The 16,193-nt window shown below is 69.7% G+C and carries 8 protein-coding genes; 7 read left to right on the plus strand and 1 reads right to left on the minus strand.

The window, feature by feature from the left end; genetic code table 11:
- Window positions 1-2: 2 nt before the first annotated feature.
- The 6 genes from CU044_RS00805 to CU044_RS00830 all read left to right on the plus strand — a co-directional run bounded on the left by CU044_RS00805 (window position 3) and on the right by CU044_RS00830 (window position 10,947).
- Entirely contained in the window at window positions 3-974 is a 972-nt protein-coding gene (locus tag CU044_RS00805) for a carbohydrate ABC transporter permease (protein ID WP_129766394.1), read from the plus strand.
- Between the two features lie 94 nt (window positions 975-1,068).
- Complete coding sequence (locus CU044_RS00810) at window positions 1,069-2,403, plus strand: sugar ABC transporter substrate-binding protein (RefSeq protein WP_129766395.1); 1,335 nt, start codon at window positions 1,069-1,071, stop codon at window positions 2,401-2,403.
- 252 nt (window positions 2,404-2,655) lie between these two features.
- Entirely contained in the window at window positions 2,656-5,412 is a 2,757-nt protein-coding gene (locus CU044_RS00815) for a beta-galactosidase (protein WP_129766396.1), read from the plus strand.
- 964 nt (window positions 5,413-6,376) lie between these two features.
- Entirely contained in the window at window positions 6,377-8,320 is a 1,944-nt protein-coding gene (locus CU044_RS00820) for a transglycosylase domain-containing protein (protein WP_129766649.1), read from the plus strand.
- A 61-nt stretch (window positions 8,321-8,381) separates the two neighbouring features.
- On the plus strand, window positions 8,382-9,668 hold the full coding sequence (locus CU044_RS00825) for a hypothetical protein (RefSeq protein ID WP_129766397.1): 1,287 nt from the start codon (window positions 8,382-8,384) through the stop codon (window positions 9,666-9,668).
- A gap of 169 nt (window positions 9,669-9,837) precedes the next feature.
- Window positions 9,838-10,947 (plus strand): amidase domain-containing protein, encoded by a 1,110-nt coding sequence (locus CU044_RS00830; protein WP_129766650.1) that lies wholly within the window; start codon window positions 9,838-9,840, stop codon window positions 10,945-10,947.
- Between the two features lie 154 nt (window positions 10,948-11,101).
- Here the strand turns inward: CU044_RS00830 and CU044_RS00835 are convergent, their stop codons facing one another.
- Window positions 11,102-12,721 (minus strand): chitobiase/beta-hexosaminidase C-terminal domain-containing protein, encoded by a 1,620-nt coding sequence (locus tag CU044_RS00835; RefSeq protein WP_193563837.1) that lies wholly within the window; start codon window positions 12,719-12,721, stop codon window positions 11,102-11,104.
- 370 nt (window positions 12,722-13,091) lie between these two features.
- Here CU044_RS00835 and CU044_RS00840 point away from each other — a divergent pair, with 370 nt between their 5' ends.
- A complete protein-coding gene (locus CU044_RS00840) occupies window positions 13,092-16,130 on the plus strand; it encodes a BTAD domain-containing putative transcriptional regulator (protein ID WP_240045250.1) in 3,039 nt (1,012 codons plus the stop codon).
- Window positions 16,131-16,193: the final 63 nt, after the last annotated feature.

Consider the following 16,193-nt stretch of genomic DNA (forward strand, 5'->3'; position numbering starts at 1 on the left):
CCATGAGCGCGCACGTCTCCAGCGTCCCCCCGACCTCCACCGGCCCCACGGAACCGACCGGTTCGCCCGGGACGGCCCGTACCGGCCACGCCCCGGTCCGGTCCCGCCGCCGTCACCCCCGCACTCCGCTCAATCCCCGCCCCAGCGTCCCTCTCACCCTCCTGGTCGGGCTGGTCCTCGTCTACACACTGCTGCCGCTCGCCTGGCTGGTCATCAACGCGACCAAGGACCAGGAGGGCCTGCTCGACTCCTTCGGACTGTGGTTCGGCAAGGACTTCAACCTCTGGGACAACATCTCCCGCACGCTGTCCTACGACGACGGCGTCTTCGTCCGCTGGCTGCTGAACACCCTGCTGTACGTCGCCGTGGGAGCGGGCGGCGCCACGGTCCTCGCCGTCCTGGGCGGCTACGCACTCGCCACGTACGAATTCCCCGGCCGCCGCGCCGTGTTCGCGGTCGTCCTCGGGGCCGTGGCCGTGCCGGGCACGGCCCTGGCGGTGCCGACGTTCCTGATGTTCAGCGGTATGGGACTGACCAACACCCCCTGGGCCGTCATCATCCCCTCGCTCATCTCACCGTTCGGGCTCTACCTGATGTGGGTGTTCGCCGCCGAGGCCGTACCCGTCGAGCTCCTCGAAGCGGCCCGCATCGACGGCTCCGGTGAGCTGCGTACGTTCTTCCGCATCGCACTGCCGCTGCTGATGCCGGGCACGGTCACCGTGCTGCTGTTCTCCATGGTCGCGACCTGGAACAACTACTTTCTGCCACTGATCATGATCAAGGACCCGGACTGGTATCCGCTCACGCTCGGGCTCAACGCCTGGAACGCCCAGGCACAGACCGCGGGCGGCGAGGCCGTCTTCGATCTCATCATCACCGGCTCCCTGCTCACGATCGCCCCGATCGTCGCGATCTTCCTCCTGCTCCAGCGCTACTGGCAGTCCGGCCTGGCCGCGGGCAGCGTCAAGGAATGACCCCGGCCCCACCCGTTCTCCCCGTCCCCCTCCCCGCGTCCGCCCCCGCTTCTGCCCCCTCTCCCACCCGCACACCGAACCAGGAGCACCACCCATGAGAACGAACAGCACCCGACGGCTTCTCGGTGCCGTCGCCACGGCCTGTGTGATGGCCCTCGGCGCCACCGCCTGCGGCTCGTCCGACCCGGCCACCGACGGCGGCGGCAAGAAGGACGTCAAGTCCGCGCTGGAGAAGGGCGGCAAGGTGACGGTATGGGCATGGGAGCCCACACTGAAGAAGGCGGTGGCCGGCTTCGAGAAGAAGTACCCCAAGGTCGACGTCGAACTCGTCAACGCCGGCACCGGCGACAAGCAGTACACCGCGCTGCAGAACGTCATCACCGCCGGCTCCGGCGCCCCCGACGTGGCGCAGGTCGAGTACTACGCCGTCGGCCAGTTCGCCATCGGCAAGTCCCTGGAGGACCTCGGGAGCTACGGTGCGACCGCGTACGACAAGACCTTCACCACCGGTCCGTGGAACGCCGTGAAGTACGACAAGTCCATCTACGCCCTGCCGATGGACTCGGGTCCCATGGCGCTGTTCTACAACAAGAAGGTCTTCGACAAGCACGGCGTCAAGGTCCCGGTCACCTGGGACGAGTACGTCGAGGCGGCGCGCACCCTGCACAAGGCCGATCCCGAGATCTTCATCACCAACGACACGGGCGACGCGGGCGCCACCACCAGCCTCATCTGGCAGGCCGGGGGCCGCCCTTACAAGACCGAGGGCACCGACGTCTCGATCGACTTCGGGGACGCAGGCACCAAGACCTACACGAACACCTGGCAGAAGCTGCTCACCGAGGACCTGATCGCTCCGGTCAGCTCATGGAGCGACGAGTGGTACAAGGGCCTGGCCGACGGCAGCATCGCCACACTGGCCATAGGCGCCTGGATGCCCGCCAGCTTCACCTCGGGCGTCGCGTCCGCCTCCGGTGACTGGCGCGTGGCACCCCTCCCGCAGTGGACCGAGGGCGACAAGACCGGCGCCGAGAACGGTGGCAGCTCCCTCGCCGTACCGAAGGCCGCCAAGAACAAGGAACTGGCCTACGCCTTCGTCGAGTACGCGACCACGGGCGCCGGTGCCTCGGCCCGCGTCGCCGAGGGCTCGTTCCCCGCCACCAAGGGGGACCTGGGGTCGAAGACGTTCCTGGACGCCGCGTTCCCCTACTTCGGCGGCCAGCGGGCGAACAGGATCTTCGCGGACGCGGCCGGCAACGTCGGCACCGACTGGTCGTACCTGCCGTACCAGGTCTACGCGAACTCCATCTTCAACGACACCGTGGGCAAGGCCTACATCTCCTCGACCCCCCTCAGCAAGGGGCTGGAGGACTGGCAGCAGGCGAGCATCACATACGGCACCGACCAGGGGTTCAGCGTCAACAAGTAGTCCGGTCACGCGTCGGCGGCCGTACCGGACCCCTCCGGCACGGCCGCGCGACCGACCACCTCGCCGTGTCGCTGTGACGACGCGGACGACGCGGACGACGCGGACGGCGACGCCTGCGGAGAAGACGGCGACGGCGGACAGTTGCCGACCGCCGGCACGTCCCGCGTACCCGCCCCTCCGCATGACACGACCCCGGGGACGGCCCCGGGGTCGGCGACTTCGTACGACACGACACCACACCGAGGAGAAGAGATGGACTACTCGTCGTACATCCGACCCGAGGCCGTCAGCCGTCGGGGGGCGATGAAACTGCTGGGCGCCGGTGCGGCGGCGGTCGCCGCCGGCCCCGTCCTCGGTGGGCTGCCGCGGCCCTCCGAAGCGCTGGCGGCCGATCGCGCGGCGGCAGAGCCCGTGATGCTGGTCAATGTGCGCAGCGGCCTCCGGCTCGATGTCGAGGGCGGGTCCGCTGCCGACGGTGCCGCGGTCATCCAGTGGAAGGCCACCGGTGCCACCAACCAGCTGTGGTCGCCAACCCAGGTGGGCGGCGGGTGGGTGACGATCGGCTCGGTGGCGTCGGCCAGGGTCCTCGACGTGTACGGGGGCCGGACCGTCGACGGCTCGCAGGTGATCCAGTGGCAGGGCAACGGCGGAACCAACCAGCAGTGGCGCCTGGACGATGCGGGCCAGGGCCGGGTGAAGATCGTCAGCAGGCCCAGCGGCAAGCTCCTCTCGGTGGCGGGGTCCGCCACCACCGGCGGCGCGACGATCGAGATCCGTTCCGACACCGCGGACCCGAGTCAGCTGTGGAAGGTCGTGCCCTCGCTCGGCTATCACCTGGACGTGGCGGCAGCCGAGCCGAGGACCGACACGGCGCTGGCCAACGCCGGAGGAGCCGGCGCGGGGGTCGCCTACGGCGTCACACGCAACGCCTGGTCCAGAAACGGGCAAGCCTGGTATCCGGTCAGCGGCGAGTTCCACTACGTCCGCCACCCCGCTCACCGCTGGGAGCGCGAGCTGGGCAAGATGCGCGCGGCCGGACTCGACACCGTGGCCACGTACCTGTTCTGGAACCACCACGAGGAGCCGCAGGGCACCTGGGACTGGACGGGCCACAAGGACCTTCGCGCGTTCGTGACCGCCGCCCAGCGACAGGGACTACTGGTCTGGCTGCGTGTCGGCCCGTACATCAACGCGGAAGCCACCAACGGGGGCATCCCTTCTTTCGCCCTGTCCGGAAAGCGCACCGACGATCCGGGTTACCTGGCCAAGGTCGGGTCCTACTTCTCCCGGATCGCGGACCAGGTCCAGGGGTTGTTCGTCAAGGACGGCGGGCCCATCGTCGGAATCCAGCTGGAGAACGAATTCGCCTCCGGCGACCCGGCCCACATCACCACCCTGCGTCGGATGTGCGTGGAGCGCGGGTTGGTGGTGCCGTACTACACGGTCACGGCCAACTCCAACTTCGACAAGGACACCGCGATTCCGCTGCAGGGCGCCTACTGCTACCGCGGGTGGGAGGCCAATGGCGGGACCTCCCCCGTGTCCGGGTTCATCTACGGCACCGACGAGTGGACCGCCAACACCGACATCGGCGAGGCGAGGTACAACACCCTCGACTACCCGCGCGGGTTCTGCGAACTGGGCACCGGCAGTCCGATGCGCGGCACCAGCCGCTTCCGCGTCGAGCGTGAGCACGTGGTGGCGCACGCCTACGACTGTGTCGGCCGGGGCGCGAACTACCTGGGCTACTACATGTTCCATGGCGGGACCCAGACAGCCGGTCTGAACGGAGACTGGGCGCTCACCTACGACTTCCAGGCCCCGCTGGGCGAGTTCGGCCAGACCAGGGACTCCTACCGGTACTACCGGCGGCTGCACACCTTCACCGCCGGCTACACCGAGGAACTCGTCAGGACCCGGGTCAGCCGCGACCCCGGACAGATCATGGACCCGGCGCAGACCAGCCGGCTGCGGTACATCGGCCGCTTCGACACCGCCGGCCGCGGTTTCGTGTTCGTCAACAACACCCAGCGCAATGTCACTCTGTCCAGCCGCGACGACATGCAGATCCAGGTACACACGGCCGACGGGACGGTCACACTGCCCGACAAGCCCCTGACCATGCCGAAGGACCGCTGCAACGCGTTCCCCGTCATGACCGATCTGAACGGCGTCGACCTGCGCTGGGCCACCGTCGAACCCCTGGCGAAGGTGTCCGGCGACGACGTCCCCACCTTCGTCTACTGGGCACCGGACTGGACCGACCGGGCGCTCGCCTTCGACGCGTCCGTCGTCCTCACCCGCGAGTCGGGATCCTTCACCCAGACGGTGACCGGCACCGAGCGGATCGCGCGTGTCCCGGCCGGGCGGCGCACTTCCCTCCTGGTGCGCGGGGCCGGCACACAGGCCCCCCGCGCGCGGATCGTCGTCCTGAGCGAGGCCGAGTCACTCGACGCGGTGGTCGCCCCGCTCAACGGACGCGACCGGCTGATCATCACGAGGAAGGCCCAGCTTTCCGGGCTGGCACCGACCGCGCGGTTCACCGCCCGTGCGGGGAGCGTCATCACCGCCGACATCCTGCCGGCGGGCGGTCTCGCTCCGAGGGCCGGATGGGACAGGGCTCAGGGCAGTGCCCCCTTCGCGCGCTACACCTTCCGGCTCGGCGCCTCCCCCGCCGCCCCGAAGGTCACGGCCGCGGGCACCGGACGGTGGCGCATCACCAGCGACCCCGCGGACCTGGCCGACCTGACCGAAGCTCAGCTGATCCTGGATTACCGGGGCGGCGAAGCGACCTTGACCGGAGCGGGAACGAAGATCACGAACGACCTCTATCACGGCGAGACCTGGACCATCGACCTGAAGAACCTTACCGACACCGATCGCGCTGACCTCCTGGTCGACGTATCCGCATGGGACGACGCGATCGACGGCGTCACACGCCCGTCCGGCACCATGCCGAGTCTGCCCGGGTGGACCTGGAACCCGATGCGTGAGGCGGTCTGGGCCTGACAACTCCTCGGCCCCGCCGTGAAACCGGCGACCACGACGGGGCCTCCCCGGGATTCCCGGTGCCGTGAGCACCGGTTGGCGATCTTCACGCGAACCCCACACTTTGTCATGTACGCAACAATCTGAATATCGACAAGTCAACCCGTTCGATCGAACACGCTCCGGCTGCTCACCCCCGAAGAAGCCGGAGAGGGTTCCGGGTTGCCCTTCACGGAGAACCGGCTCGGGCCGGGCCGTGGTCCCGCCCATAGCGGTGGTTGCGTGAACGCCCGGGGTGGTGGAGCTGTCGCGCAACAGACAAGCGCAGGACGCTTGGTGGCCATCGGTCGCGGCTCACGGACGGGCGGTCCGGCACGCCTGCGCTTCGCGGACGCCCTGGCTCGCCGGCCCTGATCCCGGCGAACGCGCCCGTGACGGGACATCAGGCCCGGAAGGGACGGGCCTGCGGGGCCGGGATGCCTCACGTTTCCTGTGCGTTTCGTCCTGTCGGGCGGTTGTGCGGAGAACTTGAAAAGATCGCTGATAATTTTGTATGACCGCAAGGGCCGCAAAGCGGCTGGGGGGATGGCAGCCGCGTCAGCGGCAGCTGTGTCGACCCGAAGGGGCCGCACGTAGTGGGGAGTGAGACCCAGCCATGACAGAGGCAGGGCAGGGGCCGGGGGGTCCGGAAGAGAGCCGCGGGTCATCGGGCCGACGGATCGCTTCGCGGGGGGCCGGGTTCGGTGATGAGCACAGTGGCGGCGGCCGGGCACGTCTTCCCGCCGACCCCGAACGCACCATGCAGCTCAAGGTGCCCCCGCCGTCCGAGCGCGCGGAGTCGGCTCCGCCCGCCGACGAGGCCACGCCGTCGCGGGTGCGGCGGCCGGAGCCGTCCAGCGGGCGAGCCGACCGGCGCAAGGCCGCGCGGCCGCCGTCCGCCCGCAGGCGGTTGGGCACGCTCCTGGCCCCCCTCGCCGGGCCGACGATGTCGTACGCCCGCCGGCTCAGACCGCACTATCCGCGTCCCGGCCGGTCCGGTTGGCGCCGCTGGGCGCCCTCCTTGCGGCAGTGGCTGGGCGGAACGCTGACAGCCGTCGGGCTGACCGGTCTGTTCCTGGGCATCGCCTACGCCGCGACGGACATACCGGAGAACCTGAACACGTACGCCACCCAGCAGGACAACGTGTACTTCTGGTCCGACGGCACCCCCATGGCCCGTACCGGCTGGGTACAGCGGCAGGCGATGCCGCTGAAGGACATACCCCAGGACGTCCGCTCGGCCGTGCTGGCGGCCGAGAACGAGAGCTTCTACAGCGACCCCGGCATCTCGTCCAAGGGCCTCACCCGCGCTCTGTGGCGCACGATCGGGCGGGGTGACACCCAGGGCGGCTCGACCATCACCCAGCAGTACGTCAAGAACGTCTACCTGAACCAGGACCAGAGCATCAGCCGCAAGTTCACCGAGGCGATGATGGCTCTGAAGCTCGACAACCAGATGAGCAAGGACGAGATCCTGGAGGGATACCTCAACACCAGCTGGTTCGGCCGGGGCACCTATGGCATCCAGCGCGCCGCGCAGGCGTATTACGGCAAGGACGTCAGCCAACTCGACGCGAGCCAGGCCGCTTTCCTCGCCTCGCTGCTCAAGGGCGCCGGCCTGTACGACCCCACGCTGAGCGCCGCCAACCATGACCGGGCCGTGGAGCGCTGGAACTGGATCCTGGACCGGATGGTCAAGATCGGCAAGCTGTCGGCGTCCGAGCGGGCCGGCTATCGCACCTTCCCCGAGCCGCTCAAGCAGAACCCGCTGTACGACACCGGCCAGCAGAGCGACTACCTGGTGGAACTCGCCTCCCAGCACGCCACGAAGGCCGCCGGCATGTCGGCCAAACAGTTCGACCTGGGCGGCTACCAGATCTACACGACCTTCGACCGCAAGCGGGAGGCGGCACTCGACGACGAGGTGACCAAGGCGCGGAAGAAGGCCCTGGAGACCCACCCGGACGCGGCCGCCACCGCCCACTACGGTGCCGCTTCGGTGGCCACCGACGGCCGGATCCTCGCCGTCTACGGCGGTCCGGACCACCGCAAACAGGGCTACAACGAGTCCAACGCCACGACGGTTCCCGCCGGTTCGGCCTTTCTGCCCTTCGTCTACGCGGCAGGTTTAGAACACGGCGCCGTCAAGGAGCGCGACGCACCCCGGGAGCCCGTCACCCCGGAGTCCCTCTACGACGGCGACGACGGTGTGCCCGTCAGCACGCCGGAGGGACCCTACTGGGACCGCGCCGGCAAGAAGGTCGCCGCCCACAACGACGGCCGCAAGTCATGGGGTTCGATCACGCTGCGCGAGGCCCTCGCCGAGTCGGTGAACACCCCCTTCATGCAGCTGGGCATGGACACCGGCCTGGACAAGGTGAAGCAGACGGCACTGGCGGCCGGACTGCTGTCGTCGAGCATGGGGCCGCAGGTACCCGCCCTGTCCTTGGGCAGCTCCACGCCGAGTGCGATCCGTATGGCCAGCGGCTACGCCACCTTCGCCGCCGCGGGGCAGCACACCGACCCGTACTCCGTGCGCCGCGTCACCCGGAACGGCACAGCCGTACGGCTGGACCTGCCGCACGCGCGCCGCGCGATGGACCCCCGGGTGGCCGAGGAGGTGACCCGGGCACTCACGGACTCCATCCGCTCCGCCCACCCGGACGCCGCTCCCGCCGGCGCCGCGGTGTCCGGCAAGGCCGGCACCACCGCGAACGACACCGCCGCCTGGTACATCGGCACGGCCCGCGCTGTGACGACCGCCGTGGTCGTCTACCGCATCGATCTGGCCAAGAGCCTCGAACCGCTGCCCCTGAAGGGGATCGCGGGAACCGCCGACGACAGCGTCCCGTACGACATCTGGGCCGGCGCCATGAGCCCATTGAGCTGACCGGCGGACCGTCGGAACCCGTACCCGCACCCGTACCCCCCCTCGCAGATTTGAGCCCCGTATGAAGTCGACTCCCGGCCGCCGCCGCAAGGCGCGCGCCCCCCGGCGCACCGCCCGTACCCGGTTCGTGACCCTCGCGGCGGCCTTGGTCGTCGTCTGCGCGGTCGTCGTGGGCTTCCTGGCGCTGAACCCCTCCGACGACGGTGCGCCGGCCGCCTCCGGCGACGACGGATGGGCCGGCTGGGGCTCGGCGAAGGCCGGCGAGGAGCCGGAATGGGACGGCAAGACCAAGGTGCTCGGCGACGGGTCGACCTCCTACACCGGTCCGCAGAAGGGCCAGTTGCAGGCGGTACCGCTCAAACCGGGTGAGAAACCGCCCCAGTTCGTCGTCTTCTCCTGGGACGGCGCACTGGAGGGCGACGACCGGCTCTTCTCCCACTACCGGGAGCTGGCCAAGAAGTACGACGCCCACATGACCTTCTTCCTCACCGGCATCTATCTGCTGCCCAAGGACAAGAAGGACCTCTATCGCCCGCCCCAGCACCCGGTGGGCTCCGCCGCGATCAGCTACCCCACCGACGAGCACATCCGGACCACCCTGACGCAGCTCGCCGGGGCCTACCGGGACGGCCACGAGATCGGCTCCCACTTCAACGGCCACTTCTGCGGCGACAAGGGGGGCGGTGACTGGAGCGTGGAGGAGTGGAAGAGCGAGATCGACCAGTTCTACGACTTCGTGGAGAAGTGGAAGACCAACGCCGGTTACCAGGACATGCCCCCGTTGCCCTTCGACCCGCGCAAGGAGGTGACCGGCGGTCGCGCGCCCTGTCTGGAGGGCCAGGCGAACCTGCTGAAGGCCATGAAGAGCTACGGCTGGCGCTACGACGCCAGCTCCCCGGGTGAGTTCCAGATATGGCCGACCAAGAAGGACGGCATCTGGGGCCTTCCGCTCCAGATGCTTCCGTACCCGGGCGGGAAGTACCAGGGCCTGTCGATGGACTTCAACTTCCTCTACAACCAGTCCGAGGGCGAGACCGAGGGAGACCCGGCCAAGTACCCCGACTGGGAGCAGCAGACCGTCGACTCCTACATGGCGGGGTTCAATCGTGTCTACTACGGCAGCCGGGCTCCGCTGTTCATCGGCAATCACTTCGAGGACTGGAACGGCGGCATCTACATGAGGGCCGTCGACCAGGTGATCAAGAACGTCTGCACCAAGAAGGGCACCAAGTGCGTGTCCTTCAAGGAACTCGCCGACTGGCTCGACGTGCAGAAGCCCGAGACGCTGGAGCGCATGCGCGGACTGGACCCGGCACAGTCGCCCGACTGGTCCACGGTGGTCAAGTGACCCTGGAAACAGTCTGGTTCCACTTGTGCCCTTCGCTTCACACCTCGCACACATCCCGTGTGAAGATGCGATCGCGCAGTAGGTGCGCCGAAGAGGAGGAACGTCATTGAAAACGAGAAGAGTGAGCCGTAGGCGGAGCCGCGCCGCCATAGTCGCGGTGGTGGCCTCGATGGCCGCCGGCGTCGCGCTCGGGCCCGGCTGGAGCGCGAGCGCGGCGGTCGTCGACGACCCGTCGGTGGACTCGGCGACCAGGGCCACGTTCCAGCGGCTGGCCGACGCGGTCTTCGCCGACCGCACACGGGCCCTGGTGGACGACGCCCCGAGCGGGCTCCGGCAGCGCACCTCCGGCTTCACCGGAACGGTGCGGCTGTCCGAGACGCAGTCACGCGAGGAGGACGCGACGCTCGAAGAACTGCGTGCCCGCAAGTCCCGCCTGGCCCGGCTCGGCGAGACGTACAGCGGAGCCGACACCAGTGTCACGCTGGACGCCACACGGGTGGAGGGCCGGCGCGCCACAGTCGCCGTCACCGAGAGGACGACCCTGACATACGGGAAGGCCAGGGGCGCCGAGCCGAAGACCACCGGGTTCCGGGCCCACCACGAACTGACCTTCCAGGCCGACCGCGAGGGCGGCTGGCAGCTGACCGCCGTCCGCGACACGGACGACGGCCACCTCGCGGTCAACCAGGTGGCCGAGCCGTCCGCCGCCGCACCGGTCGCCGCCGCCGACGACCCGCCCTCGGCGCCCCGCGCGGCCACCACGCGCCCGGCGCCGTCCAACCCGAAGAACTTCACGGCCGGCGGGTACGACTACAACGCCATGGCGGCCTACGCGACGAAGCACTGGAACAACTACAACCCGGACTACCCCAGCTTCGACGGCGCCGGCGCCGGCGGGGACTGCACCAACTTCGTCAGCCAGTCCCTGAAAGCGGGCGGCTGGAAGCATGTTCCCGGCTACACGACGGACTTCCACAAGTGGTTCGGCAACGCCGAGATCCAGTCGTACTCCTTCGTCGGCGTCAACGAGTTCTCCTGGTTCGCACTGTCGTCCGCACGGGCGACCAGCCTTGCCAACGTGTACCAGATGGACATCGGTGATGTGCTCCAGCTGGACTTCGACAAGGACGGGTCCAAGGACCATACGATGATCGTCACCTCCCGCAGCCAGCAGGGCGTGCCGTACCTCACGTACCACTCCATCGACACCTACAACAGGTCGATGGCCAGCCTCATCGCGTCGTACCCGACCGCGGCGTACTACGCCTACCGCACCTGAGCGGTAGCCGACGGCGGTCCCTACGGTTCGTCACCACACGTGCGCGTGCCGACCGGGCCGCGAGCGGGTTACGCGGACGCTCGGCTGGGGTCTCCCAGCCGAGCGTCACTCACGGGAGCTCCGTGCGGCTCGCCCCCTTCGGCCGCGGGCGGTGCTACTCGCCGAACGTCAGCGAGGCGGCTGGCGAGGCGTTGCCGTACGCGTCGACGGCGACGACCCGCGCGGTGTACCGCGTGCCGGCCGCGTTCGCCGGGACGGGGATGTCGAGGGTGTTGGGGCGGGGCATGAAGTAGTACTCGGAGAGCACCTTGGAGGAGACGACCTTCGCACCGGCCGTCGTGTCCGTGACGGTCACGTCGTAGTGGTGGACCAGCTGGTCGTCCGTCGCCTGGGTGACACGGAGAGCGGTGGCGCCCGCGTCGGTGGTGACGGCCTTCAGCGGCTGCCGGGAGGTGAACCGCGGGGCGGTCCTGTTGCGCGCGGCGGCGGTGTAGCGGAAGTTGTCCTTGATCTCCTGGTCGGTCCTGCCCTTGAGCCGCAGGGTCCAGGTCGGTCCGCTGAGGGTTCCGGAACTGGCGTACGGCGGCTGCGGATTGGCCGACCACGTGCCGCCCTGGTAGATGTCGTGCTTGTCGGCGTTCATGTTGACGCGCGCGATCTCCGTGCGGTCCTTGTAGACCTCGATGAAGAGGGCCTGCGCGGTGGTCGCCTCGAAGCGGTCGGCGAGACCGGTGTCGGTGATGGCCTGGTAGCCGTGGTCGACCTCCACGTACGACATCGAGCCGTCGTTGACGGCCGTGAAGTCCTTCTGGGCGATGGACCGTTCGTCGTTGATGTTGAGGTGCGAGTGGCCGCTGAGGTACACCGCCTGCGGGAAGTCGGCGAGGTCCTGGGTGAGCAGCGGGTTGGACGTCTGCTGGTCGTCCATGACGGTGCCGGGGGCGGGCCGGTGGCCCTGGACGAGGATGGGCTTGTTGATGCTCGCCGGGTCGGCGGTGATCCGCGCGAGACGGTCCTTGAGCCAGGCCCGCTGGGCCGTGTCGCCGTTGTACGTCTCGGTGTTGATCGTGAACAGGTGCACCCCGTTGACGTTCGACTCGTAGTAGCCGCCGCCCGCGTCCGGGAACCACTCGCGGGGGTACCCGGCCCGTACGGCCGCGAGACTCGCGTCGTGGTTGCCGTTCGAGATGAGCAACTGGGTGTCGGTCATGCCCTTGCGGGCGAGATTCGCCTGGAAGATCTCCGAGACGGTCTTGTGGTCGGCTCCGCGACCGTCACCGTTGTCGTTGATCATGTCGCCGTTGGACAGGATCGCGTCGGGCCGCGGGAAGATCGACCCGATGGTGTCGAAGAACGCCTCGTACCTCTTGTCGCCGGTCGCGTGGCTGTCCGTGTGCACATCGGACATGACCACGAGCTTGGCGATCGGCTTCTCCCGGGTCTTGATGAGATAGCCGTACGACACCGGCGCGCTTCCCTTCCTTCCGTCGAAGGCGGCAGCCGTGAGGTTGGTGTCCTCGCTGATCCGCAGCGGCTTCCCGGGTGCGTACACCCGGCTCCGGTACGTCGGGGTGGTCCCGTCGAGTGTGTACCGGACGACGGTGCCGCGCTCCGACGTCAGCTTGACCGAGACGGCCTTCTCGTACCGCCCGCCGGGGACGCTGACACCGGGCGCGGCCGGTGCGCCGTCCTGGGGCCGGGCGTCGGCGTGCGCGACGACGGGTGACACGAGGGCGGCGGACACGACGGCGATGGCGAGAGGAGCACATCTCACAGGGGACTTCACAAGGGGCTTCACAGGGTCCTTCTCTCCCGAGAGGGTCATCGTAACGAATCGATAACCGGTCTGAACCAAAGACGTTAGGTGTCACACGCGGGCACCCGAGGGGGAGTTCATCGACCACTTCATGAAAACCGGGTGAACGTCACCCGCCGGGAGGTCACGCCCGCCCTCCGTGGCCGACGGCCGCGATCCGCTCGGTTCCGGAACCGGATCCGGTATCGTGCTCCCACCCCACCTGGCCTTTCTCGGGCCGGCAGCCGTCGTCAGTTGCCCGGAGCACCTACGGAACCACCGCATGTGGATCGCGGTCTCATTCATGACCGCCCAACCAGTCAATGTGATACGAGAAGAGTCAGGCACCATGGCACGTCTCCGGTTTTCGCTGCTCGGCCCGCTACGGATCCTCCGGGACGGCGTCCCTCTGGCCGTGGGGTATCCGCAGCAGCAGGCGATGCTCGCCGCGCTGCTGCTCAGGCCGGGGCGTGTCGCCGGGGCGGCCGATCTGTCCGATGCGCTGTGGGGCACGGCCCCGCCCGCGAAGGCCGTGTCGACACTGCGGACCTACGCCTGGCGCTGGCGACGGATACTCACGGCCGGTCAGCCGGACCTGGACGTACTCGTGACGTCGGGCGACGGCTACCGGCTTCACGTCCCCGAGCAGTCCATCGACGCCTTCCGGGTCACCGAGCTCACGGCCCGGGCGGACCGGGCCGGTGCGCAGGGGCGGCCCGAGCAGGCCAGGGAACTGCTGTGGCAGGCGCTGGAGTTGTGGGAGGGCGAGCCGCTCGCCGGTATGCCCGGCCCGTTCGCGGAGCGGCAGCGCCAGCGGTTCTGCGAGCTGCGCCTGACACTGCTCGAAGAGCGTCTGGCGTACGAGCTCGCGCTGGGCCACGCGGCGCGCTGCGTGCCGGAACTCACCGAGCTGACCACCGAACACCCCCTGCGCGAACGCCCCTACGGCCTGCTGATGACGGCTCTGTATCAGGCGGGGCGGTCCGCCGACGCGCTCGGCGTCTTCCGCGGCGCCCGGCAGCTCCTCGTCGACGAACTCGGGGTGGAGCCGGGACCCGCGCTCGAAGAACTGCACCAGCGCATCCTGGAGCGCGATCCCGCCTTGGCTCCCCCGGCGTCCGAGGTGCTCAGCCTCGTCGGCGGCGCGGAGGCCGATGGGGAGAGCGAGCGGGCGAAGGATCGGCCGGAACCGCCGCCGAGCCCCCGGCCGCTGCCCATTCCGGCTCATCTCCCGCCCCAGGAGCCCGACTTCATCGGCCGCGAGGATCTCGTCGACGCACTCGACCGGTGCCTGCGGGAGCCGGAGCGCAGCACACCCGCGGTGGCCGTCCTCGTCGGCATGGGAGGGGTCGGCAAGACGTCGCTGGCACTCCATGTGGCGCACCGGGTGCGGGGCGCCTTTCCGGACGGGCAGTTGTACGCGGATCTGCACGGCGGCGACGCGGAACCGAGCAGACCCGAGGTCGTACTGGCGAACTTCCTCTCCGCGATGGGCATCGCCGCCGACGCGCTGCCGGACGACATCGAGGCCAGAACCGCCCTCTTCCGGTCCATGGTCGACGGCCGCCGGATGCTGATCGTGCTCGACAACGTGCGGGACGCCTGGCAGTTGCGGTCGCTGCTGCCCGCCGCCAAGGGCTGCGCCGTGGTCGTGACGAGCCGGAACAGGATGGTCGGCCTGCCGGTGACCCTGCAACTCAATGTGGACGTGTTCCACAGCTCGGAGGCCGCCCGGCTGCTGCGCCGGGCGATCGGGGAAGCGCGGGTGGCGGCCGAGCCCGAGGCGGCGCTCGGGCTCGTCGAGGCGTGCGGGTTCCTGCCGCTGGCCGTGCGGATCGTGGCCGCACGGCTCGCCTCCCGCCCCATGTGGTCCATCGCCGGCCTGCGGGAACGGCTGGCCGTGGAGTGGCGCCGCTTGGACGAGCTGCGCGCCGGTGAGCTGGCCGTCGAGGCGGTGTTCGAGCTCAGCTACCGCCAGCTGACGGCCGAACAGGCGGCGGGGTTCCGGCGGCTCGCGGCGGTGGACTGCGGGGAGATCGGCGTTGCCGCGGCCGCGGCGATGCTCGCGACGGACGCGGCCCACGCCGAGGACACCCTCGAGTCATTGGTCGACGCCTGCCTGCTGGAGTCGAGGGTGCTCGGTCGCTACCGCTACCACGACCTGCTGCGCGCCTTCGCACGCGGCAAGTCGCGCGACGAACGGACCGACGAGGCGGCGGCGATCCAGGACCGGCTGCTCGATTTTCTGCTGTCGACGGCCTGCGAGGCGTTCCGGCACGCCGTCCCCGCCGATCCGGTGGCCAGCGCCTTCGCCCCGCCCGGAGTGCCCGGTCTGACCTTCGCCGATCTGGGCGCCGCACGGCGGTGGGCGCTGATCGAGGCGGAGGACGCCCGTGCGCTGGTGGCCCAGATCGCCTCGGCGACGGCTCGTACGTCCGACGAGGGCGGCGCGGTGACGGACGCCGCGCGCTACGAGGACGAGGTGCGCCGGCTGCGTCGCGCTGTCGATCTGCTCATCGCGCTCAGCCCGTTCGATGTCGGCAACCGCTATGCCGAACTGGTGTCCACGGCGGATGCCCTGGTGCACGCCGCCGTGCGGCTCGGCGACCGCAGGGCCGAGGGGCGGGCCCGCTTCCTGCGGTGCACGATCGCCCTGGCCGCCGCTCGGTTCGCCGACGCCGAGACCGAGGCGAGGTCGGCGCTCACGGCGTGCCGGGAGGTGGGTGACACCGTTGTGCTCCAGCAGGTCCTCAACGACCTCGGCCTCATCGCCCAGTACATGTCGCGGTATCCCGAGGCGGTCGCGTGCTTCACCGAATCCATCGCTCTGGCCCGTGAGTTGGGCCACCGCACGGCTGAGACGGCGACCATGGTGAACGCCGCGCTCGCGCAGGTGCGCGCCGGGAACCCCACCGAGGCGGTGGTGGTCTGCCGTGAGGTCCTGGACAGCGGGGCCTACGCGCAGGACAGCTCGGGACAGGCGTACGCCATGTACGTACGGGGCCTCGCGCTACAGGCCCTGGGCGAGCACGGCGAGGCCGTGTCGTGGTTCGAGGCGTGCCTGGAGCTGTGCGCGAGCGCCGGCCTGCACTCCCGCAGTGTGCACGCGCGCTATCGCCTCGCCGAGAGCCTGCGTGCGCTCGGTGACCTCGAACAGGCCCTGCCGCACGCCGAGCAGGCGCTGGCGCAGTGTGAGGACATCGCGTTCGAGCGGGACCGGGGGCACGCCCTGGCGATCCTCGGCCATGTGCTCGCCGACCTCGGGCGTACGGTCGAGGCGCATGCGCTGTGGGAGCGTGCGCACACGCTGTTCACGCGTCTCGACCTGCCCGAGGCGGCCGCGCCGCTGCGCGGCCCGGACCACGAGTTGACCAGGGCCCCCGGGTGACCGGGGGTTCCGGATGACCACCCCGTGGGCCGGGTCGCGGGGAAGCACCGGGTGACCGGGGTC

It is taken from the genome of Streptomyces sp. L-9-10 (genome assembly GCF_004151105.1).
Taxonomy (GTDB): Bacteria; Actinomycetota; Actinomycetes; order Streptomycetales; family Streptomycetaceae; genus Streptomyces.

What these genes read in the sequence shown, in the direction of transcription:
- CU044_RS00820 (WP_129766649.1), top strand. Translation starts at nt 6,377, where the DNA reads ATGTCGTACGCCCGCCGGCTCAGACCGCACTATCCGCGTCCCGGCCGG.
- CU044_RS00840 (WP_240045250.1), top strand. Translation starts at nt 13,092, where the DNA reads ATGGCACGTCTCCGGTTTTCGCTGCTCGGCCCGCTACGGATCCTCCGG.
- CU044_RS00830 (WP_129766650.1), top strand. Translation starts at nt 9,838, where the DNA reads ATGGCCGCCGGCGTCGCGCTCGGGCCCGGCTGGAGCGCGAGCGCGGCG.
- CU044_RS00810 (WP_129766395.1), top strand. Translation starts at nt 1,069, where the DNA reads ATGAGAACGAACAGCACCCGACGGCTTCTCGGTGCCGTCGCCACGGCC.
- CU044_RS00805 (WP_129766394.1), top strand. Translation starts at nt 3, where the DNA reads ATGAGCGCGCACGTCTCCAGCGTCCCCCCGACCTCCACCGGCCCCACG.
- CU044_RS00815 (WP_129766396.1), top strand. Translation starts at nt 2,656, where the DNA reads ATGGACTACTCGTCGTACATCCGACCCGAGGCCGTCAGCCGTCGGGGG.
- CU044_RS00825 (WP_129766397.1), top strand. Translation starts at nt 8,382, where the DNA reads ATGAAGTCGACTCCCGGCCGCCGCCGCAAGGCGCGCGCCCCCCGGCGC.